17 protein-coding genes are annotated in these 20,311 nt (G+C 74.9%); 9 read left to right on the plus strand and 8 right to left on the minus strand.

Annotated elements, in window-relative coordinates:
- The first annotated feature begins 144 nt into the window (after window positions 1–144).
- Window positions 145–1,257, plus strand: coding sequence for a citrate synthase 2 (locus tag FKD65_RS17540; protein ID WP_141578507.1), 1,113 nt, complete (start codon window positions 145–147; stop codon window positions 1,255–1,257).
- A 109-nt stretch (window positions 1,258–1,366) separates the two neighbouring features.
- Here the strand turns inward: FKD65_RS17540 and FKD65_RS17545 are convergent, their stop codons facing one another.
- Window positions 1,367–4,252, minus strand: coding sequence for an ABC transporter substrate-binding protein (locus FKD65_RS17545; RefSeq protein WP_141578508.1), 2,886 nt, complete (start codon window positions 4,250–4,252; stop codon window positions 1,367–1,369).
- A 180-nt stretch (window positions 4,253–4,432) separates the two neighbouring features.
- Here FKD65_RS17545 and FKD65_RS17550 point away from each other — a divergent pair, with 180 nt between their 5' ends.
- A complete protein-coding gene (locus FKD65_RS17550) occupies window positions 4,433–4,813 on the plus strand; it encodes a hypothetical protein (RefSeq protein ID WP_141578509.1) in 381 nt (126 codons plus the stop codon).
- Between the two features lie 44 nt (window positions 4,814–4,857).
- Window positions 4,858–5,994 (plus strand): phosphoserine transaminase, encoded by a 1,137-nt coding sequence (serC, locus tag FKD65_RS17555; RefSeq protein WP_141578510.1) that lies wholly within the window; start codon window positions 4,858–4,860, stop codon window positions 5,992–5,994.
- A 62-nt stretch (window positions 5,995–6,056) separates the two neighbouring features.
- Here serC and FKD65_RS17560 read toward each other — a convergent pair whose 3' ends face one another.
- Window positions 6,057–6,809 carry a hypothetical protein gene (locus FKD65_RS17560; protein ID WP_141578511.1) on the minus strand — a complete coding sequence of 251 codons (753 nt, stop codon included), beginning with the start codon at window positions 6,807–6,809 and terminating at the stop codon, window positions 6,057–6,059.
- A 19-nt stretch (window positions 6,810–6,828) separates the two neighbouring features.
- Between FKD65_RS17560 and FKD65_RS44300 the strand changes: the two genes are divergently transcribed.
- From FKD65_RS44300 to FKD65_RS17570, 3 genes are all read left to right on the plus strand, one after another.
- On the plus strand, window positions 6,829–6,981 hold the full coding sequence (locus FKD65_RS44300) for a hypothetical protein (RefSeq protein ID WP_168221080.1): 153 nt from the start codon (window positions 6,829–6,831) through the stop codon (window positions 6,979–6,981).
- Window positions 6,982–7,031: 50 nt separating this feature from the next.
- Window positions 7,032–8,069 carry a hypothetical protein gene (locus FKD65_RS17565; RefSeq protein ID WP_141578512.1) on the plus strand — a complete coding sequence of 346 codons (1,038 nt, stop codon included), beginning with the start codon at window positions 7,032–7,034 and terminating at the stop codon, window positions 8,067–8,069.
- Between the two features lie 136 nt (window positions 8,070–8,205).
- Window positions 8,206–10,326, plus strand: a complete 2,121-nt coding sequence (locus tag FKD65_RS17570) for a hypothetical protein (RefSeq protein ID WP_240810205.1) — start codon at window positions 8,206–8,208, stop codon at window positions 10,324–10,326.
- Here FKD65_RS17570 and thpR read toward each other — a convergent pair.
- The 3 genes from thpR to FKD65_RS17585 form a co-directional block, all read right to left on the minus strand.
- Window positions 10,263–10,886 (minus strand): RNA 2',3'-cyclic phosphodiesterase, encoded by a 624-nt coding sequence (gene thpR, locus FKD65_RS17575; RefSeq protein WP_141578514.1) that lies wholly within the window; start codon window positions 10,884–10,886, stop codon window positions 10,263–10,265. The two genes, FKD65_RS17570 and thpR, sit on opposite strands and share 64 nt — an antisense overlap.
- A 117-nt stretch (window positions 10,887–11,003) precedes the next feature.
- Window positions 11,004–12,290 carry an MFS transporter gene (locus tag FKD65_RS17580; RefSeq protein WP_141586905.1) on the minus strand — a complete coding sequence of 429 codons (1,287 nt, stop codon included), beginning with the start codon at window positions 12,288–12,290 and terminating at the stop codon, window positions 11,004–11,006.
- Window positions 12,291–12,890: 600 nt separating this feature from the next.
- Complete coding sequence (locus FKD65_RS17585) at window positions 12,891–13,361, minus strand: MarR family winged helix-turn-helix transcriptional regulator (protein ID WP_141578515.1); 471 nt, start codon at window positions 13,359–13,361, stop codon at window positions 12,891–12,893.
- 99 nt (window positions 13,362–13,460) lie between these two features.
- On the opposite strand from FKD65_RS17585, the gene FKD65_RS17590 reads away from it, so the two are divergent.
- Window positions 13,461–14,033: a TetR-like C-terminal domain-containing protein gene (locus tag FKD65_RS17590; RefSeq protein WP_141578516.1), complete on the plus strand. Its 573-nt coding sequence runs from the start codon at window positions 13,461–13,463 to the stop codon at window positions 14,031–14,033.
- Between the two features lie 4 nt (window positions 14,034–14,037).
- Window positions 14,038–14,298 (plus strand): DUF2530 domain-containing protein, encoded by a 261-nt coding sequence (locus tag FKD65_RS17595; protein WP_141578517.1) that lies wholly within the window; start codon window positions 14,038–14,040, stop codon window positions 14,296–14,298.
- A 15-nt stretch (window positions 14,299–14,313) separates the two neighbouring features.
- Here the strand turns inward: FKD65_RS17595 and FKD65_RS17600 are convergent, their stop codons facing one another.
- Together FKD65_RS17600 and FKD65_RS17605 are read right to left on the minus strand one after the other, a co-directional pair.
- Entirely contained in the window at window positions 14,314–17,307 is a 2,994-nt protein-coding gene (locus tag FKD65_RS17600) for a sacsin N-terminal ATP-binding-like domain-containing protein (protein WP_141578518.1), read from the minus strand.
- Between the two features lie 4 nt (window positions 17,308–17,311).
- Window positions 17,312–18,190, minus strand: coding sequence for a DUF3027 domain-containing protein (locus FKD65_RS17605; RefSeq protein WP_141578519.1), 879 nt, complete (start codon window positions 18,188–18,190; stop codon window positions 17,312–17,314).
- Window positions 18,191–18,351: 161 nt separating this feature from the next.
- On the opposite strand from FKD65_RS17605, the gene FKD65_RS17610 reads away from it, so the two are divergent.
- The gene (locus FKD65_RS17610; RefSeq protein WP_141578520.1) at window positions 18,352–19,743 is read left to right on the plus strand and encodes an MFS transporter; all 1,392 of its coding nucleotides are present in this window, start codon (window positions 18,352–18,354) and stop codon (window positions 19,741–19,743) included.
- Window positions 19,744–19,769: 26 nt separating this feature from the next.
- Here the strand turns inward: FKD65_RS17610 and FKD65_RS46270 are convergent, their stop codons facing one another.
- Window positions 19,770–20,165 carry a cold-shock protein gene (locus FKD65_RS46270; RefSeq protein ID WP_141578521.1) on the minus strand — a complete coding sequence of 132 codons (396 nt, stop codon included), beginning with the start codon at window positions 20,163–20,165 and terminating at the stop codon, window positions 19,770–19,772.
- Between the last annotated feature and the right edge of the window lie 146 nt (window positions 20,166–20,311).

Here is a 20,311-nt window from a genome sequence, read left to right on the forward strand (position 1 = left end):
GGGCGTTGGGGAATCCACAGCGTCCGAGCCTCTCACCTGGGCCCTGTGCAACTCGCAGGACCCCTGGGTACTGGTCAGTAAGGCGGACAGGGTTCAATGGCACGGCACCGCCTTATCACTCTTGGAGACGAAAGGCAGGACGACATGTCCGACTTCAAACCCGGTCTCGAGGGGGTCGTGGCCTTCGAGACCGAGATCGCCGAACCGGACAAGGAGGGCGGCGCCCTCCGCTACCGGGGCGTCGACATCGAGGAGCTCGTCGGCCGCGTCTCCTTCGGTGACGCCTGGGGGCTCCTGGTGGACGACAGCTTCGACCCGGGCCTGGCCCCCGCCGATCCGCACCTGCTCCCGGTCACCTCCGGCGACGTGCGGGTGGACGTGCAGAGCTCCCTCCCCACCCTCGCCACCGCCTACGGCATGAAGCCGCTGCTCGACATCTCCGACGAGGAGGCCCGCGCCGACCTCGCCCGGGTGTCGGTGACGGCGCTGTCGTTCGTGGCGCAGTCCGCGCGCGGCGTCGGCAGGCCGATGGTCCCGCAGAGCCGGATCGACGAGTCCGGCACCATCACCGAGCGGTTCATGGTCCGCTGGCGCGGTGAGCCCGATCCGAAGCACGTCCGGGCCATCGACGCGTACTGGGTCTCGGCCGCCGAGCACGGCATGAACGCCTCCACCTTCACCGCCCGCGTCATCGCCTCCACCGGCGCGGACGTGGCGGCCAGCATCTCGGGCGCGATCGGCGCCATGTCGGGCCCGCTGCACGGCGGCGCCCCCGCCCGCGTCCTGCCGATGATCGAGAAGGTCGAGCAGCTCGGCGACGCCCGCAAGGTCGTCACCGACATCCTCGACTCCGGCGAGCGGCTGATGGGCTTCGGGCACCGCGTCTACCGCGCCGAGGACCCGCGCGCCCGCGTGCTGCGCCGCACCGCCAGGGAGCTGGACGCGCCCCGCTTCGAGGCCGCCAAGGCCCTGGAGGACGCGGCCCTGGCCGAGCTGCGCGAGCGCCGCCCGGACCGCCCGATCGAGACGAACGTGGAGTTCTGGGCCGCGGTCATCCTCGACTTCGCCGAGGTCCCGACCGCGATGATGCCCGCGATGTTCACCTGCGGCCGCACCGCCGGCTGGGCGGCGCACATCCTGGAGCAGAAGCGCACCGGACGCCTCGTCCGGCCGAGCGCCCGGTACACCGGCCCCGGCAGCCGTTCCCTCAGCGAGGTCGCCGGTGCAGCGGAGGTCCTCAAGCGCCAGGCCGGCTGATCCGGCCCGTCCCCCCGCACCGAACGCGCCTGAGGCCCCCGGGAGAACCGGGGGCCTTTGCCGTGCCCGGCGCCTTCGCCGTGCCCAGGGCCTTCCCAGCGGCCGGGCCCTACCGCGCGGCGGCGCCGCCCTGCTTCTCCCCGGGCGGGCAGTGGGCCCGGCCCTGCCCGCCGGCGACGAGGCGGCCGCAGACCTGCTCGACCTCCGTCGTCCCGTCCCGCTCGATCGTCGCGAGGATCACCGGCCGGTCGAGCACCTGGTGTCCGGTGCCCCGGGGACCGAACCGCAGCACGCCGCTGGCGCCGTTGCGCAGGACGTCGTGGTCGGGGTCGTTGAGCGCGGCGAACACCGAACCCGCCGACGGCAGCGCCTTCTCCTGCCAGTAGACCTTGCTCGCCACGGTCGCGACGAGGGTCGCCGCGTCGTAGCTGACGGCGGCGCGGGTGATGGACGGCCGCCGCCCGGACGGGTCGTCCTCGTCGTCGGTCATCTCCCGGACGGCCGGGTCGTAGTCGGAGTAGAACGTCTGCGGCGACTGGTCGCCGATCCAGCGCCACGTCCACGCCTCCCGCGCGGCGAGCGGCGTGAAGTACAGGTCGAAGGTGTTCTTGCGGCCGAGCTCCTCGGCGTTGTCGCTGACGTACTTGGCGATCTCGTCGTCGGCGAGGACCAGCGGGCGCCTCGGGCACGACAGCTCCAGGACGTTGACGAACGAGCGGAACTCGTCCGAGCGCCCCGCGTAGTAGAAGAGGTCGGGCTGCTTCTGGCACGCCTCCCTGACCGACTTGTTCAGCTCGCCGGGGTTCCGGTACGGGCGCATCAGCGCGCGGCCGGGCCGGAACGACTTCTGGAAGTCGGTCGCCAGGTTCGCGCTGTAGAGGTCGTCGGGGTCGGCGTCGTAGATGACCAGGGCATCGGCCGCCTTCTCGTCGCCGACGTCGCCGTTCCGCGCCCAGTACGCGGCGTGCGCGGCGGTCCGCGCGTTCGGCGACGCGAGCCTGAAGTAGTACGGCGAGTAGCCCGCGTCACCGTCGAGAAGCGCCGTCCCGTCGTAGCTGTTGGCGGTGCCCACAAGGGGCAGCGCCGACTTGGCCAGCAGCCTGATCGCCTGCTGGGTCTGCCTGCGGCTCTGCTCGAACCCGATCACGGCGACGATGGAGCGGTCCCTCAGCGCCCGCCGCCGGATCTGCTCGGCGACGTCCTCGGCGTAGCGGAACTTGGCGCCCGCGTTGGCGACCAGGACGCGCAGCCGCAGGTCGTCGCCCTCGGCGGCGTCGTTGAACCGCTTCTGCGCGATCGCCAGCCCGATCAGCTCGCCCTGCACCCCGGCGAGCAGGTCGATCTGCTTGTTCTTGATGGAAGGGTCGGCCGTCACCGGGCCGAGGTAGACCACGGTCGCGTACGGCTTGCCGGACTCCTTGACGTGGTCGTTCAGCTCCTGGATCCGGTCGAGGACCTTGTTGAGCCGGTTGTCGTTGTTCTTGCCGCCGGAGTCCTCACCGAACCGGAACGACCCGTCGGTGATGCCGACGCACTCCCCGTTCGCCATCCGCCTGATGCCGAACGGCGAGCAGTACCGCACCGCCTGCACCGAGATCACCGAGACGGACGCCGCGGCGACCGCGACCATGGCGATCCACGGCAGCGCCGGATGGGCGGGCCGCGGGCGGCGCCGCACCGGCCGGACGGGCGGCAGGTCGCCGCCCGGGTCGCGGGTGACGTCCACGCGCAGCTCGCGCCGGGATCCGAGCGCGCCGACCCGCCGCTGCTCGCGCGTGTAGCGGTCCCACAGGCCGCGCGCGGCGATGACGCTCTGCGGCTCGTCCGACCCCACGTCCACCCGGACGGCCTGCGCGAGCCGGTCGAGCAGCAGGGGCCCGGACGGCGCGCCGGCGCCCGCGGGGGCGGCGGGGTCGACGCCGGCGACGACGACGAGCGGGTCGAAGCCGGGCAGCCGCTCGCTCGCCTGGCTGTCGGCGCGGACCCGCTCGACCAGTTCCACGAACACCACCCCGGGATGCCCGGCGGACAGGTGCTCGAAGATCAGCACCGGGTAGCGGACCCGGGCCCACGCGGCCCGCCGGTAGTCGCGGCGGTAGTTGCGGCGCAGGTCCTCCAGGAACGCGGCGACGAGCAGCAGGTCGAGCTGCTCGCCGTGGTCGTCCGGCTCGACCGGGCGTGGGTCGAACACGCCGAGCGCGAAGCCGAGGAATCCGGTGGAGTCGCGGTCGACGTAGGGCTGGCGCAGGAACCAGCCGAACCGCCGCACCCCGTACCAGCCGCGCGTGCGGGCGACGATCTGCACGGTCACGAACGCGAGCCCGACCACGGCCGCGAGCACGGCGGAGGCGAGGTCGAGCGCCGCCGCCGTCCCGGCGCTGATCAGCGCGACGGCCGCGATGCCGATGGGAGCGATCTGCTCCAGGAACGATAAGAACGTGGCGGGCCTGCTGCGCACCTCCTCCAGGTCGCGCAGGACGTCGCGGCCGCGCCGCCTGATCACCCGGTTCAGCTCGCGCCGGCGCGCGTTCTCGTTGTCGCCGACCGGCGGATGGGTCAGCCGCCGGACGAGCAGGTGGTTCTCGCGCTCGGCCGACGAGGCGCCGCGCGGCGGCGGGCGGTCGCCGGCGCGCCGGATCTCCCGCAGGTCGCGCAGCCACAGCGCCATCTCCAGCAGCGGGAACCGCAGCGCGGGCTCGCCCCGGGCGCGGCTGCTCGGCTGCGACAGCTCGCGCTTGGCCTCCCGCAGGACGCCCGCGACGTCGGTCGCGGGCGTGTCGGCCGCGATGTGCGAGACCGGGGCCCGCTCGTCCTCGCAGCGGGACTTGAGCATCTCCGCGACGTGGGAGGCGGGGCGCACGGGGCCGAGGAGCAGGAGCAGGGGCCGCAGCCGCTCCCGCCACCGCCACGGCGGCCGCTCCCGCAGCCGTTCGAACAGGTCGAGCACCCCGCGCAGCCGATCCTCGCTCAGGATCCGGTCGCCGTCGCCCGCCATCTCCCGCCTCGCTTCCGTGCTCGCCTCGCTCCGCCGTGCCCGTTCACCCGGTGCCCGTTCACCCGGTGCCCGTTCACCCCCCCGCCCGGATTGGACGCGGCCAGGCGGGCATTGGATCGGAACTTTCCGCTGATCATGTGCGGGTTCGTGAAACTCGGCCACTTTGTCATCATTGGCGGCATGAGAGAAGCCCCCTCCGCCGGAGACGAGCCGCTCGACGGCGACATCGGCCCCGCGTCCGGTGCGGCCTCCGGCGCCGGCTCCGGCGTGCGGCCCAGGGCTCCGGAGGCCGAAGCCGAGGCCGCCGCGACGCTGCGGCGGTTCGAGGCGGAGCGCGAGGAGCGCCGGCGCGGCACCAACGCGGTCGCGGGACGGATCGCCGTCGCTCTCGCCGCCCTCTTCCTGGCGTTCCTCACCTACGACTCCGCGAGCACCGCCGTGGAGGCGCATGCCAGGGGCGACGACTGGGTCTACCCGCCCGCCGTCGTCGGCGGCGTCTGCGCCGTCGCCCTCGTCGCGCTGCTGACCTGGGCGTGGCGCCGCCGCCGTCTCGGCATGTGAACCCGACCCGCGATCTTCACCGCAGGTCAGATAGCCTCGGGTGAGTGACCGACAGCGCTAATCCCACCATCGAAATCCCCGCCGATCTCAAGCCCGCCGACGGGCGCTTCGGGTGCGGTCCCTCCAAGGTCCGTCCCGAGCAGCTCGCGGCCCTCGCCGGGTCCGGCTCGACCTACATGGGCACCTCGCACCGGCAGAAGCCGGTGAAGTCCCTCGTCGGCCGCGTCCGGGAGGGGCTGGCCGAGCTGTTCTCCCTGCCCGAGGGGTACGAGGTCCTGCTCAGCAACGGCGGCACCACGGCGTTCTGGGACGCGGCCGCGTTCGGCCTCGTACGGCAGCGGTCGCAGCACCTGACCTTCGGCGAGTTCTCCAGCAAGTTCGCCAAGGTCACCACGGGCGCGCCCTGGCTGGGCGACCCCACCGTCATCTCCGGCCCGCCCGGCACGCACCCCGAAGCGTCCGCCGAGGAGGACGTCGACGTCTACGCGCTCACCCACAACGAGACCTCGACCGGCGTCGCCATGCCGATCAGGCGCCCGGCGGGCACCACCGCGCGGGAGGGGCTCGTCCTGGTGGACGCCACGTCCGGCGCGGGCGGCCTGCCCGTCGACGTGTCCGAGACCGACGTCTACTACTTCGCGCCGCAGAAGTGCTTCGCGGCGGACGGCGGCCTGTGGGTCGCGCTCGCGTCCCCCGCCGCGCTTGAGCGGATCGACGAGATCGCCATGTCCGACCGGTACGTCCCCGAGTTCTTCAACCTGAAGACGGTCGTCGACAACTCCGCCAAGGACCAGACCTACAACACGCCCGCCGTCGCCACGCTGCTGCTGCTCGCCGAGCAGATCGAGTGGATGAACGGGCAGGGCGGCCTCCGGTGGACCACGTCCCGCACGGCCGACTCGTCCCAGCGGCTCTACACCTGGGCCGAGAAGACCTCCTACACGGCGCCGTTCGTGGCCGACCCGGCGCAGCGCTCGCAGGTCGTCGGCACGATCGACTTCAATGACGACGTGGACGCGGCCGCCGTGGCCAAGGTGCTGCGCGCCAACGGCATCGTCGACACCGAGCCGTACCGCAAGCTGGGCCGCAACCAGCTGCGCATCGGCATGTTCCCGGCGATCGACCCGGACGACGTCGAGGCGCTGACCGCCTGCGTCGACCACGTCGTCGAGCGTCTCTGACCCGCTGCCGCCCTGACCCGCCGGAGCCCTCGGGGGGCCACGCCGCTCCCCCGAGGGCCGGTTCAGGCGACGGTCAGCAGACCGCCCGCGCCGCCCGCCCGCGCCGCCACGGTGTGGAGCAGGTCGTCGCGGCCGCCCTCGGCGCCGGCCGGTGTGAAGCCCGTCAAGACGCGCGGATCGGTGCCGGTGCACCGCGCCGGCACGAAGGCCGCCGACGCCAGGACCTCGGGCCGGTCGCGGCGTCCGGGACGGCGCTCCATGCCGACCCTCATGTAGGTCCCCTCGCGCAGGAGCACGACGGTGGCGAACCGGACCCGGGTGTGCCGCTCGGCCTCCCGGAGCCAGCGCGGGTCGGAGGCCCAGTAGATGTTCTGGTCGGTGTCCACGGCCATGGCGAGCGGGCTGAGCTCGCCGCGGGCCAGGTGCACCTCGGTGGGGCGGTCGCGCTCGACCCAGGCCAGCGCGACACCTCCGGCCAGGGCCCCGAGGACGCCGGTGATCTCACCGGTGGTCCGGCGGCCGGCGAGAAGCCGCAGGATCGGCTCGCCGCCGGCGGCGCCCGCCCGGCGCGTGTGGCCGAGGGCCACGGCCGCGCGGTCCAGCTCGGGCAGCAGCCCGGGCCGCCACACCCCCGAGAAGCGACCGCGTCCCTCCACCACCCGGCAGCCGTCGCCGGCGGCCCGCCCGCCGAGGCCCGGTGCGCCGCCGAGCAGCGCGAGGCCGGCCGAGCCGGTCCCGCGCTCCTCGGCGAGCGCCCCCAGCGTCACGAGGACGTCCGACGCCCGCCCCGGGTCGGCGGCGAACGGCGAACGCACCACCCCGAACAATCCGCACATGCAGGATGAGATGCAGATCATGGGTGGACGGTTCGCGGCGACCGGGAGGGCGAATAAGCTCGGGGGCGTGAACCGCGCGCCCCAATGGCTGCTGCCCACCGTGCTGACCGCGCTCATCCTGGCCGTGGTCCTCGGGGCGCTGCTGGGCTGAGCGGCGCGGATCAGGTGATCGTCGGGGCGCGGAACGGGGATGATCGATCCATGTCAGCACGCCGGGCCGCCGTCCGGGCGGGCGCCGCCGTCCTCCTCGCCGGCGCCCCGGTCTGCCTGCTGTCCCCCGCCGCCTCCGCGAGCCCGCCGGGCGCCGTCCCCGGCGGCACGGCCCGCGGCGACACGGTCGCCTTCACGATCAGGGATCCGCGGATCACCGAGTCGAGCGGGCTGGCCGCCAGCGCCCTGCACAAGGGCGTCGTGTACACCCACAACGACTCCGGCGGCGTCCCGAAGGTCTACGCGCTGGGGCCCGGCGGGCAGGTCGTCGCCGTGCTCACGCTCGCCGGGGCGCAGGCCCGCGACTGGGAGGCGATGGCGATCGGCAGGGACGGCCGCGGCCGTCCGGCGATCTTCGTTGCCGACATCGGCGACAACCTCGGCGGCGCGTGGCCCTACGTGACCGTCTACCGGATCCCGGAGCCGGCCCGCCTGCGGAGCCAGACCCTCCAGGCCACCCGGTTCCGGATGAGGTACGAGGACGGGCCGCGCAACGCCGAGACCATGATGATCAATCCGCGCACGAACCGCCTCTACGTCGCCAGCAAGCTGTTCGGCGGCAAGGTCTACGAGGCGCCCGCGCGGCTGCGGACCGGCGGGCTCAACGTGCTGCGCAAGGTCGGGGACGCCCCGGCGATCGCGACCGACGGCGCGTTCGCCCCCGACGGGCGGACCTGCGTCATCCGCACCTACTTCGGCGCGCGCCTGTACAAGGTCGGCGCCGACGGCCGCCCCGGCGGGTCCTCCAAGTCCATCGACCTGCCCACGCAGGTGCAGGGCGAGTCCGTGACCTACACCCCGGACGGCAGGTCGCTGCTGGTGGGTTCGGAGGGCACGAAGCAGCCGGTCTACCGGGTTCCGCTCCCGGAGGAGGCGCTGCCGTCCCCCTCCCCCGGCCCGAAGAACGCCGGCGCCGCCGAGGACGCCGGAAGCGGCCACCGGGACGCGACCAACACCAGGGTGGGGCTGTTCCTCGCGCTCGCCATCGCGGCGGCGGTCGGCTACGGCCTGCTCCGGCGGCGGGGGTGAGCGGGGAGTTCCCCGGGACCGGTGAGAGTCATATGACGGGAGTGGAGCCTCGACCTGACCGGCGCGATGGATGTCGGTTCCGGAGGGCGACCGGATCGTGGAAGGGGGCGACGGTCCCGCGGGGACCCGTGTGAGGATGCGGACTGTGGAGCATGAGCTGGTGGGCCTCGCGGGATCGGGCGGCCGGTGGCGCCCCGTCGCCGCGGGTCCGTTCACCGTCCTCGCGGTGGCGCTGGCGCTGCTGCCGATCCGGCCGGTGTGGCTGTGGGCCGCGCTGATCGGCGCGGTCGCCGCGTTCCCGTGGCTGCTCGGCGCGGTCCCGGAGGCGCGCCGCCGCCGCCCGCGCCCGTACTGGCGGCTGTCGGAGGCCGGCCTGGAGCGGATCGGCCCCGGCGGGCTGACGATGGTCTCCTACGAGCGCTCCCGGATCGACGGCCTGGCCATCACCACGGGAGACGGCGTGCTGACCGTCTTCCACCGGTTCGGCCGCACCGCGGTGGGCGGGATGACGGCGATGGGCCTGGAGCCGCTCTCGGTGTTCGTGACGGCCCGCAGGCTCGGCGTCCCCATGCACGTCTTCGACGGCGAGGCCACCGGCCTGCTCGACCCGGCGCTCGACGAGGCCCTGCGCGTCTCCGGGCTGGAGGAGGACGTCCCAGGCGGCGGCGCCCTGCCGCGCGACCACGCGGCCGAGAAGCGCCTGCTCGACCAGGAGGCGGCCCTGCTGGCGGCGGCGCACGAGCCGCCCGCCGAGACGCCGCGCCCCGGCGCCCGGCCGGCGCCGGGCGAGCAGCGGCTGACCACGCCGGAGCCGCTGCCGAGCCGCCGCCGGATCGTGCTCCTCGGCGCGCTCACCGTCCTGCTCGGCACCGTCATGGTCGTCCGGATCGCCCTGGACGGGACGAGCGAGTTCGGCGCCCGGCTCGCCGCGGGCTGCTGGGCGCTCGCCGGGATCGGCGGCGTGCTCGCGGCGCGCCGCCGGCTGCTGCGGGCCGCGCAGGTCCGCTGGACGATCACCGCGGAGCGGCTGCTGGTGCGGGCCCGCCCCGGCCGCCGCCGCGAGGCCCAGGACCTGCGCGCCGGCGACGTCGCGGCGGTCGTCGTCGGGCCCGGCCTCCGGCTCGACCCGGTGAGCGGCGAGCCGCGCCGCGCCGACCTCGCCGCGCTGGCGTTCGGGCACCGGATGGAACTGGTCGCCCGGCTCCCCGCCGACGGCCTGGACGGCTTCCAGCTCGCCCACGCCCTCGACGACCACGGCTACCGCGTGATCACTCCGGGGGCGCGGTCGCCGCGCCGTCCCGACTACGGACTCGAAGGGCTGCCGGAGATCTTCGCGCAGGTGCCCGGCGGGCGCCTCGTCGTCGAGGACGACGGGCTCGGCTGGGCCGACGCCGCGGGCGACGTGGTGCTGAAGATGCCCCAGGACCGCATCGGCGGCATCGAGCTGCTCACCGTCTCCGGGCACGCCTGGGTCCGGCTGTACGACTCCGACGGCGACGAGTTCTTCTCCGCGCCCCTGTCGGCCCTGCGGATCTCCCGCACCGACCTGCGCGACTCGGCGCGCCGCGCCGGGCTCCCGGTCAACGACGCCGAGTACGACGCCTACCTGAGCGCCGCGTTCCACTCCGCCATGTCGTCGCTCTCGGCGCCCGACCCCGAGCCCGCACCGGCCCTGTCCGCCAGGAGCGTCGCGCAGGAGGGCGCGGCGCCCCGGCCCGAGCCGTCCGAGGAGGCCGGGCTCGCCTTCCCCGCCCACACCGCCCCCAGCCCGGTGACCGCACCGGGCACGGTCCTCGACGCGACCCGCAGGTCACGCGTCGGCACCTACGGGATGAGCGTCCTGCTGTGCGAGGCGGTGGCGCTGCTCGGCGCGGTATGGCTCGGCCCCGATCTCGGCGGGTTCAACGCCACGGCGATGTGGTCGGTGCCGGCCGGGCTCGTGATCGGGTTCGTGGGCTACTGGCTGTACGACCGCAACCGGTCGCAGCTGCGCGTGTCGTCCGCCGGGGTCGCCGTCGTCACCCGGCGCGGCAGGGTCGAGTGGGACGTGGCCCGCGACCGGCTCGGCGGCGTCGGCATCGACGAGGCGGTCGAGCGGATGCCCCGCCTCGTGGTGTGGGGGCCGTCCGGGCGGATCCTGCGGCAGATCACGTTCCCGCCGGACCTCGGCGAGCTGCGCCGCGCATGCGAGCGCTACGGCGTCCCCTGGGGCCCGCCCGACGCCGACCGTCCCGCGCCCCCGCCGCCGGAGCTGTGACGCAGCGGCCACGTCACCAGCGGCTCGTAGACGAGCTGGGTGTTGTCCTTGCCGGGCAGACGGCTGCGCATCAGGTGGACCGCGTCCGCCGTCCACGGCATGCCGGCGAACGACGACAGCGCCTCGACGAGCGACCGCACGTCCACGGGCCGCCGCGAGCGCGCCAGCGTCATGTGCGGGCGGAAGCCGCGGTGCTTGTCGGGGATCGTCCCGACGCGGCGGCCGGCGGCGGTGGTGGAGGCCGCCAGCCGGGCCAGGGCGCGGCGGTCGCCGTAAAGGCCCGTCCACAGGACGCGGGCGTGCGCGCCGTTGCCGGGGAACGCCCCCGCGCCCGCCAGTGACAGCGCCATCCGCTCGTGGCGGCGGGCGGCGCGCTCCAGCCTCGGGAGCAGCCGCTCCAGGGTGCGGTCGTCGACCTCGTCGAGGAACGTCAGCGTGACGTGCATCAGCTCGCGCCGGACCCAGCGCAGCTCGGGGAGGGTCCCGAGGAGCGGCCGGATCGCCTCCGCCAGCTCGTCCAGAACGTCCTCCGGCGGGACGAGTGCCACGAAAAGCCTCATGTATGCGTCCCCAGGGCCACCCCGCCAGCTTGTCAACAGGTGGCACTCCTTGTCACGCAAATAGGGCCAACCGAATCGCGGCGGCGCGGCGGGCTCGGGGGCCGCCGCCCCGGGCCCTCATCCGCCGGCGCGGACGCGGCGGAGCCGGGCGGCGCTCGCCCACAGGGCGGGGCGCGCCGCTCCGCGCTCCCCCGGCGTCCCCCTGCCCCAGTCCGCCGACCAGCGTGCGGCCAGGGCGCCCACGGCCAGCGAGGCGACCACGGAGACCAGTCCGCCGAGGACGAGGGAGGCCCGCGCGCCGAACTGCTGGGCCAGCCAGCCGATCGCGGGGGCGCCCAGCGGGTTCGTCCCGAGGAACACCAGCATGTAGAGGGCCATGACGCGGCCGCGCATCTCGGGCGCGACGCCGAGCTGGACGGTCGCGTTCGCCGCCGTCATGATCGTCATCATCGCGATCCCGGTCGGCACCAGCAGGACCAGGAACGACCAGTACGTCGGCGCCAGGCCGGTGACGGCCTCCAGGGCGCCGAACACCAGGCCCACCGCGACCAGCAGCCGCAGCCGTGGCCGGGCGACCCTGCGGGCGGCCAGCAGGGCCCCGCTGAGCGCGCCCACCGCCAGCATGCTGGACGCCAGGCCGAACGCCGAGGCGTCGGTGTGGAAGACCTCCTTCGCCACCAGCGCGACCGTGATGTTGAAGTTCATGCCGAACATGGCGAGGAACCCGATGAGGACCAGGACGAGGACCAGGTCGCGGCGCCCGCGCACGTAGCGCAGGCCCTCGCGCAGCTGCCCCTTGGCCCGCTTGACGGGGGCGGCGGGGTGCAGCTCGTCCGCGCGCATCGCGTAGAGGCCGAACAGGACGGCGCCGAACGACGCGGCGTTCACCAGGAAGACCGGGCCGGTGCCGATGAGGGCGATGAGCACTCCGGCGACGGCCGGGCCGAGCAGCCGGGCGCCGTTGAAGGTCGCACTGTTCAGCGCGATGGCGTTCGGCAGGTCGCGCCGGCCGACCATCTCGACCACGAACGACTGGCGGCTCGGGTTGTCCACGACGGTCGCGACGCCGAGCCCGAACGCCAGCACGTACACGTGCCACACCTGCGCCGAGCCCGAGATCGAGAGCAGGCCGAGGACGAGCGCGAGCACGCCCATCGACACCTGCGTCAGCATCAGCACCCGGCGCTTGGGGTAGCGGTCGGCGATGACGCCGCCCCACAGGCCGAACAGCAGCATCGGGAGGAACTGCAGGCCGGTCGTGATGCCGAGCGCGGTGCCGCTCCCGTGGGCGAGGTCGAGGACCAGCCAGTCCTGCGCCACCCGCTGCATCCACGTCCCGGTGTTGGAGACGACCTGCCCGGCGGCGTACAGACGGAAGTTGCGGTTCCGCAGCGACCGGAACATCCCCCCGCCACCCCCCGCCTCCTCACCGACCACCTCGGCACCAGCGGCCTCGGCACCGGCCGTCTCGGCCGCGGTCGCCTCGCCCGCGCCTGTCTCGGCCGCAGTTGCTTCGGCACCCGCTGTCTCGGCCGCGCTCGCCTCGGCGCCCGCTGTGTCGGCTGCGGGCGTTTCGGCCTCGCGGGTCTCGGCGGCGTTCGGGCGTTCCGTGTCGGGCGGACCAGGGGCCGGGGGGACGGGGGGCACTGGTCCGGGTGCGGGCCGAGCGGCGTCCGCGACGGGCTCGTGGAACGTTCCGGCCTTGCCGGTCGAGGACGGGGTGCCAGTGGCGGCGTCCGGGCGCGCGGCCGTACGGGCGGGGGTGTGCGGCGCGGAAGGGGCGGCGGGGCGGCGACGGCGGGGGCGGGCGGGGCTCGCGAGCGCGGCGGACCGGGCCGGGTGTGCGGAGCGGCCCCCGCGGTCCCCGCGCGTCGCGGGCCCCTCGGGTTCGTCGGGGCGTTCGTTAGCAGAAGTCATTACCAAGGCTAACGGTAATGGCCGCACCGGCATTCCGGCAAGCGCCCACAATCCGGCCCCGCGCGTCCCGGCTCGGGGAGGGGCCGGTCAGGAGCGGCTGAGCTTGTCGATGATGGGGGCGGCGCGGCGGAGGATCTCGCGCTCGTCGTCGGTCAGCTCGCCGAGCCGCATCGCGAGCCACGCCTCCTTGCGGCGCCGCTCGTCGGCGAGCAGGGCGGAGCCCGCGTCGGTCGCGTTCAGCACGACCTGGCGCCCGTCGGTCGGGTGCGGGCTGCGCACGACGAGGCCCCGCTCCTCCAGGTGGGCGATGACGCGGGTCATCGAGGGCGGCTGCACCTTCTCGTGGTCGGCGAGCTCGCGCGGCGTCATCGACCCGTGCCGCTCGATGGCGGCGAGCGCGGCGAACTGCGTGAGCGACAGCGGGCTCGGGCCGCTCCCGCCCGCCGCGGACGGCCGCAGCGTGCGCAGCCGGCGCGACAGCCGCGCGATCGAGATGCGCAGCTCCTCGGCCAGGCCGGGCGCGGACGCCGTGCGGCCCCGGATCGGTGGCAATGTCATCGTCCTCGGTCTCCTGTGCTGCCCATGCTGCCACGCCGCCACTTGACACTGTCGCTAATGTCCTTAGCCTGATAGCTACAGAGTCGAAGAGGAGGGTCGATGCCCCGAGCGGGACTGTCGCCCGACGCGGTCGTGGACGCCGCCGTCGCCGTCGTGGACGCCGAGGGCCCCGGTGCCCTCACGCTGGCGGCGGTGGCGGGAAGGGCCGGGGTCGCGACGCCCTCCCTGTATAAGCATGTCCGCAATCTCGCCGAGTTGCGACATCTGGTGACGGCCCGCGTCCTGGAAGAACTCACCGGACGGCTCGGGGAGGCCGCGCTCGGGCGGTCCGGCGACGACGCCGTCCGGGCGCTGATGTACGCCTACCGGTCCTACGTGGTGGAGAATCCCGGCCGCTACGGGGCGATGGAGCAGGAGGCGGCCCCGCCGGACGGCCCGGTGCAGGCCGCCTCGGAACGGCTGCTGACCGTCATCTTCGGGGCCTTGCGCGGCTACGCGCTCGAGGGCCCGGAGCTCGTCCACGCGGCGCGGTGCCTGCGCTCGGCCGTCCACGGGTTCGCCGTCCTGGAGGCGGCGGGCGGTTTCGGGCTGCCCGAGGACCTGGAGGCCAGTTATGAGCTGCTCGTCACCATGATGACCGGCGGACTGGCGGGCCGGGTCCGCGTAGCCTGAGCGCATGAGCCCTCCGCGCCGCCCGGAACCGCCGCCGATGCAGACCAACGACGTCCGTGTCGCGGCCGCCGGGGCGATCGCCTGGGCGGTGGCGCTGGTGGTGCTGCTCGTCATCGGGCTGCCGTCGCGGGACCGCTGGTGGCTGTGGGTGTGCGGCGCCGGCATCGCGATCGGGCTGTTCGGCGTGTGGTACGTCCCGAGGCTCCAGGCCGGGCGGGCCCGGCAGGAGGCCGACCGCGCCGCCAAGCGCGAGAAGACGCCCTAGAGCCCGCCGAGCCCGCTAAGGCTCCAGGTCGTCCTCGGCGAGCAGGACGGGCAGGGCTTCAGGCGCGCGCAGGACGGCCTCCAGCAGGAGCCGGTCGGCCCAGTGCCCGGTGGACCAGGCGAGCGCCCGTGCCAGGCCGCCGGCGCCGCTCGCGTGGATCCGGCCGTCTCTCGTCCACCACGGGACGTCCTGGCCGTCCACGATGAGGCGTTCGTGGGCGAGGTAGGCGGCGGGGGCCTCCGGCAGGACCGCCCTGGCGGCCTCCGGCACGGGGCGTTCCTCGCCCTCGGACTCCACGAGCCCCGGGATCTCCTCCCCCGCGAGCGGCAGGTCCAAGAGTTCGGCGAGGCGCGCGTCGCGGCCCTGCCCGGCGATGACGAGCGGCTGCCCTTCGAGCAGGGGGAGGACGTCGGGGCCGTCGAGGACGAGGGCGTCCCCCGCGTCGACCACCTCGACCTCGCCGTCCACCACCGCCCGCACGCGGTCGGGCGGCTCGACGGCGGCCTCCGGAGCGTCGGCCAGTGCCGTCCAGAGCCCGCCCAACTGGGCCCGCCCTACAGACCGCTGGGCATCGCCGAGACGATCGAGCAGTTCTTGCGCTCCCCCAGGCTCATCGAGCAGTTCCGCCAGCGACGTGCGGACGCCCAAGGCGAGCAGGAGCCGCTCGTCCAGGCCCTGGGGAGCGACGTCGTAGAGCCCGGTCAGCGCCTCGTCACCGCCCAGGCGGAACTCGCCCGGCCTACGGCCTTCCAGAACGGGATGACGGCTCAGCCACCACGCCGTGTACGACGGGACGGCGACACGCCGCCCGTTGTGCAGGGTGACATGGGCGGGGTCCACGATCACGGCGCGATACGGCGGCTCGGCGAGGACGTTCAGCGCCGCCCTCCAGTCGTCGACGAGTTCGAGGTCGCGGACCGCCGTGAACTCGGGAACGAGCGGCGGGAGCTCCTGCTCGCCCAGACGGCGCAGCGCGTCGTCGGCCCACAGGTCCTCGTCGTCGAGGTCCAGGCTCTCGGCCTCGTCGGCGAGGCCCATGAGGTTGACGTCCTCGGCCTTGGCCAGGGCGAACCCGTCCAGGACGCCGGCGGCCGCGAGCGTCTCGGGGCCCCACCGCTCCAGGAGCCCGCCGTCCACGACGCCGAACGGCGCGTCCTCGGCCATGAGCCCCAGCAGCGGGCTCCCCGGCAGGAGCAGCTCGCCCGCCGGGTAGAGCTCGCCGTCGTCGCCGGGCAGGGCCAGCTCGGCGAGCCACGGCTCGTCGCCGGGATCGGCGTGCGCCGCGGCGACGAGCCCCAGCACGGCCTCGGCGACCGCGTCGGGGTCGTCGGAGTCGAACGACTCCTCGACGGCGGCCCGCACGGCGGCGTCCGCCAGCACGGCCCGCGGCCCCGCCTCGACCGCGCCGAGCCGCGCCAGGAGCGGGTGCACCGCCTCCGGGTGGACGAAGCGCAGCCCGAGCGCGTCCAGGCCGGCGGGGTCGACGCCGTCCGCGATCAGCAGGCCGCGCGGGCCCCGCACCACGCGCACCGCGCGCTCCGCCGGAACCCCGGGCCCCCCGCGGCCCGCCAGCGGTACCGGGAGAGCCCCCAGAGCGTCCGTGGCGGCCCCGGCGAGCGACTCGTACACCCGGTGCCACCACGCCGGTTCCCGGTCCACAACGGCCAGCTCGTCTATCACGTCGGCCAGTTCCACCCGCCGGACGCCGAGGGCCGCGAGCGCCGGGCTCCGCGCGGGCCACCCGGGCGGGAGCAGGCCGCCGACCACGACGTCCCCCTCGGTGTCCCGGCCGCCGAGCAGCTCGACGAACGGGGCCGGCGCGTCCACGGCCACCGCGTCACGACCCCGCGTCCGGTGGGGCAGGACCGGCGCCTCTGGGAGGCGTTCCCGGATCCCGCGCCGGATCCGCGCGTCCAGTTCTCCGGCGGGGAGCGGCCCAGGGACGAACTCCAGCACCTTGGGCGAGACGGGCAGCTCGCCCAGCAGCCGCACATAGGCGTCGGCGGAACGCTCGGCGAGGAACTCCGTCAGCGCCCCGGGCGCGACGTGGCGCCGGTCGGGCGCGAGCGGGAACGAACCGATGAGCAACGCGGGCAGGTCGAGCCGCTCGTCGCTCGGCGTGGGCGCGTGCAGGACGCTGGGCGTGCCCTCCGGAAGTCCACCCTCTGGGAGGGCCCAACGCACCTGCCAGAACGGTCGGGCCCGCTCCTCGACGGGACGGTCCTCCAACAGGGCCGCGGGGATCTCCCCATGCCCCTCGACCGTCCGCCACAGACCGCCGTCGATGACCACCTCGCCCGGGACGGGCCGTTCGGCGGTCAGCGTCCGGACGTCCCCGTCGATGTCGACCTCGACGTGTTCGAGCGCGGGCAGCGCCAGCATGAGCGCCGCGCCGACCTGGTGGAGCTGCCGCCTGACGGACTCGACCGCCTCGTCCCGCAGCGGCAGCCGCAGGACGGTGTCGAAGCCCGGGGGGACCTCGGGCGGCCGCTCCAGGGCGAAGGGCAACCGCAGCAGCGGCACGTGCCCGCCCCGCCGCCCCATCTCCTCGGCGAGGCCGGGGATCCCCTCGACCAGCTCCCGGGCGCGGTCCGCCGACCACCCGACGCCCCCCGTCCCGGACGCGATGGCCGGTTCGTCGGTGGCGGCGACCACGGCGGCGAAACCGACGCCGAAGCGGCCGACGGCGGCGGGATCGTCGCGCTTGGCCGAGGCGCGCAGCGTCGAGAGGGCCTCGACGCCCGCCCCGTCGAGCGGGGCGCCCGTGTTCGCCGCGACCAGCAGCGGCTCCCCGCCGGTCCGCAGCGCCAGGCGCAGGCGGCCGGGCACCCCGGCGCGCCGCGCGGCGTCGGCGGCGTTCTGCGCCAGCTCGATGACGACGCGGTCGCGGTAGCCGCCGAGCGCGTGGTCCTCCTCGGCGTTGGCGTCCTCGCGGAAGCGCGCCGGGGACTCCGCCCAGGCGCGCAGGACCCGCTCACGCAGCGCGCCCGCGCCGAACACGTCGTCCATGGGATCAGCCGTGGCCGAGCGCCTCGTCGTCGAGGGATGCCGTGCCGTCGAGGGACGCGGTGTCCTCGTCCCCGCCGGTGGGGACGATCTCGTAGCCGAGCTCGTCGATGACCGGGGGGTTGTGCTCGGACACCGCCGGGAGGGAGACGGCCTCGGAGTGGGCGCCGCAGCCGTGGTCGGCCGAGACGACACGGCCGTCGTCCGGGGCGTACTCGTTGGCGCAGACGCCGAAGACCTGCCGCAGCCCGCCCGCGAGCGAGACGTAGAAGCCGCAGGTGGAGCACTGGGCGGGGGCGGACGCGGCGATCGGGGCGCGGGGTCCGGCGACGCCCTCGTACCAGCGGGCGGCGGCCTCGTCGCGGCCCTCCCGCGAGAGCACCCGGACGCGTCCGAGGCCGAGCTCCCACTGGGCCTCGCGGTCGACGGAATCGTCCACCTGCGTGAGGCCGGGCGCGAGCCGGACGTCGTCGGGCGCGGTCGGCAGCAGGTCGCCGGGGCCGAGGTCGCCGGGGCGCAGCCGCTCCAGCCACGGCACCCACGGCGGCGCGAGGAGCGCGTCGTCGCCGGGGAGCAGGACGCACTCGCTGACCGTGACGTTCTTGGCGCGCGACGCCCGGGTCACCGTGACGGCCCACCGCCAGCCCGAGTAGGCGGGGTCGAGGCACACGAAATAGTGCGTGACCACGCGGTCGCCCTCGGGCCGGAGGCCGAGGTGCTCGCCGACCTGCGCCCGGCCGGCGGTCTGCTCGGCGGCCTCCCTGGCGAGGTCGACCGCCTCGGCGCAGGCGGCGTCGACGGCGGGTGTGCGGGTCCGGCGGGCGGCCCCGGACGTGGTGCGCGCGGCGGCGGAGCGCGCGGGGCTGGACTGGCGCTGTGGGCTCACATGTCAATTCTCGCCCATGCGGGCACGTGACCCGCACAAGACGGGCGCCGTCCGCGAGGTGATCCCGCATTCCAGCGGGGAACGTACTCTCATCAACCAAGGACTCCGATGGCCGCCCCCGGCCCCCGAGCCGGGACGACATCGAGGAGAGATCAGGGCGCATGGCAGACCGGACATGGGCGGGTCGGTCCGTGCGCGCCGCCGGCGGGGGTGCGGCGCGGGCGTGCCGCGCCGCGCGCTCGGCCGCGCTCGGGACGGGGCGGCTGACCCGCCGCGTCACCCACGCGCAGGGCGCCGGCCGCAGCGGGCTCGGCAGCCTCATCGAGGCCTCGGCGATCAACTCCGCCGGGGACGCGCTGGTCACCGTCGCGCTCGCCGGAACCCTGTTCTTCGGCCTGGACGTCAATCAGGCCCGCGGCCAGGTCGCCCTCTACCTCGTCGTCACGATGGCCCCGTTCGCGCTGGTCGCGCCGCTGATCGGTCCCGCGCTGGACCGGGCCCGGCACGTCCGCCGGTACGCGATCGCGAGCACGTTCGTGATGCGGGCGCTGCTGTGCTGGGCGCTGGCGAGCGCCCTCCCGCACGGCGACCAGGTCACCTTCCTGCCGGCCGCGTTCGGCGTGCTGGTGCTGACCAAGGCGTTCGGGGTGCTGCGGGCCGCGGTCACGCCGCGCGTCCTGCCGGAGGAGATCTCGCTGGTGACGGCGAACGCGCGGTGCTCGTTCGCCGGGCTCATCACCGCGTCCATCGTCGCGCCCGCCGGGGCCGGCCTCGCCCTCGTGATCGGGCCGGGCTGGGTGCTGCGCATCGGAACGGTCCTGTTCCTGCTCGGCGTCGTGTTCACCATGCGGCTGCCCGGGCACGTGGACGTCCCCGAGCCCGAAGCGGCGGCGGAGAAGGCCGCCCCCCGGCGGCGGTGGCGGGCGCTGCCGCGCGTCGGCCCCGTCGTCGCGGAGGCGATGCAGGCCAACGCCGTGCTCCGCGCGTTCTCCGGCTTCCTGATCATCTACCTGGCGTTCCTGCTGCGGCAGGAGCGCTTCGACCCGGTGTCGCACCATGTCGCGCTCGGCCTGCTGGCCGCGTGCGCCGGCGCGGGCGGGCTGATCGGCACCGCGCTGGGCGCCTGGATGAAGGCGAGGGCGCCGCGGTTCATCGTGTCGGCGACGCTGGCGTGCGTCACCTGCGTCACCGCCGCCGGCGCCGCGTTCTTCGGCCTCTGGGCGGCGCTCGCCGTCGCGACCGCGGCCGGACTCGGCCAGGTGCTCGGCAAGCTGTCCATGGACGCGGTGGTCCAGCGCGAGATAGGCGAGGAGGTCAGCTCGTCCACGTTCGCGGTGTCGGAGACCCTGCACCAGCTCAGCTGGGTCCTCGGCGGGCTGCTCGGCCTCGCCATGTCGATCGTCGCGGACGGGCGGCTCGCGCTCGCGGTCGTCGCGGCGGCGCTGGCGCTGGCGTTCGGGCTGCTGGTGATGCGGCAGGCCGGAGCCAGGCGCGGCTCCCACCGGGCCGAGCACGGCCCGCTGACCGACGCGCACCACGAGATGCGCGCCTGACCTCCGGCCTCAGCGAGCGGAGGCGGTCAGGGCGCCAGGTCGTCGGCGACGGCCCGCAGCACGGTGGCGATCTTCTTGGCCTCCGCCGGGGCCGGGTGCTTGCCCCGCCGGTAGGTGTTGGAGATCCCGTCCAGCAGCTTGATCAGGTCCTCGGTGATGACGACCATCTCGTCGGGCTTCTTGCGCCGCTGCTTGGCGATGGTCTTCTCCACCGACGGCAGCGTCTCCAGCACCCGCACCTGGAGCGCCTGCTGGCCGCGGCGCCCCTCGACCACGCCGAACTCGATGCGCTGGCCCGGTTTGAGGGTCGTGACCCCGCCCGGAAGCGCCGACGAGTGCACGAAGACCTCACCGCCGTCGTCGCGGGTGAGGAAGCCGAACCCCTTGTCGGAGTCGTACCACTTGACCTTGCCAGTCGGCACCGGATACCTCGTTCGGTAATCGTCCTGAATCGCCCTCAAGATTAGTGCCTCGCCGCGGGCCGGTGAACATGCCGGGGGCCCCCGCGACGCCTGCGGGGCAACGCGACCGAAGCTATCCCGGACGCCCGGGAACGGCATCCGAATAT

It is taken from the genome of Actinomadura sp. WMMA1423 (assembly GCF_006547145.1).
Taxonomy (GTDB): domain Bacteria; phylum Actinomycetota; class Actinomycetes; order Streptosporangiales; family Streptosporangiaceae; genus Spirillospora.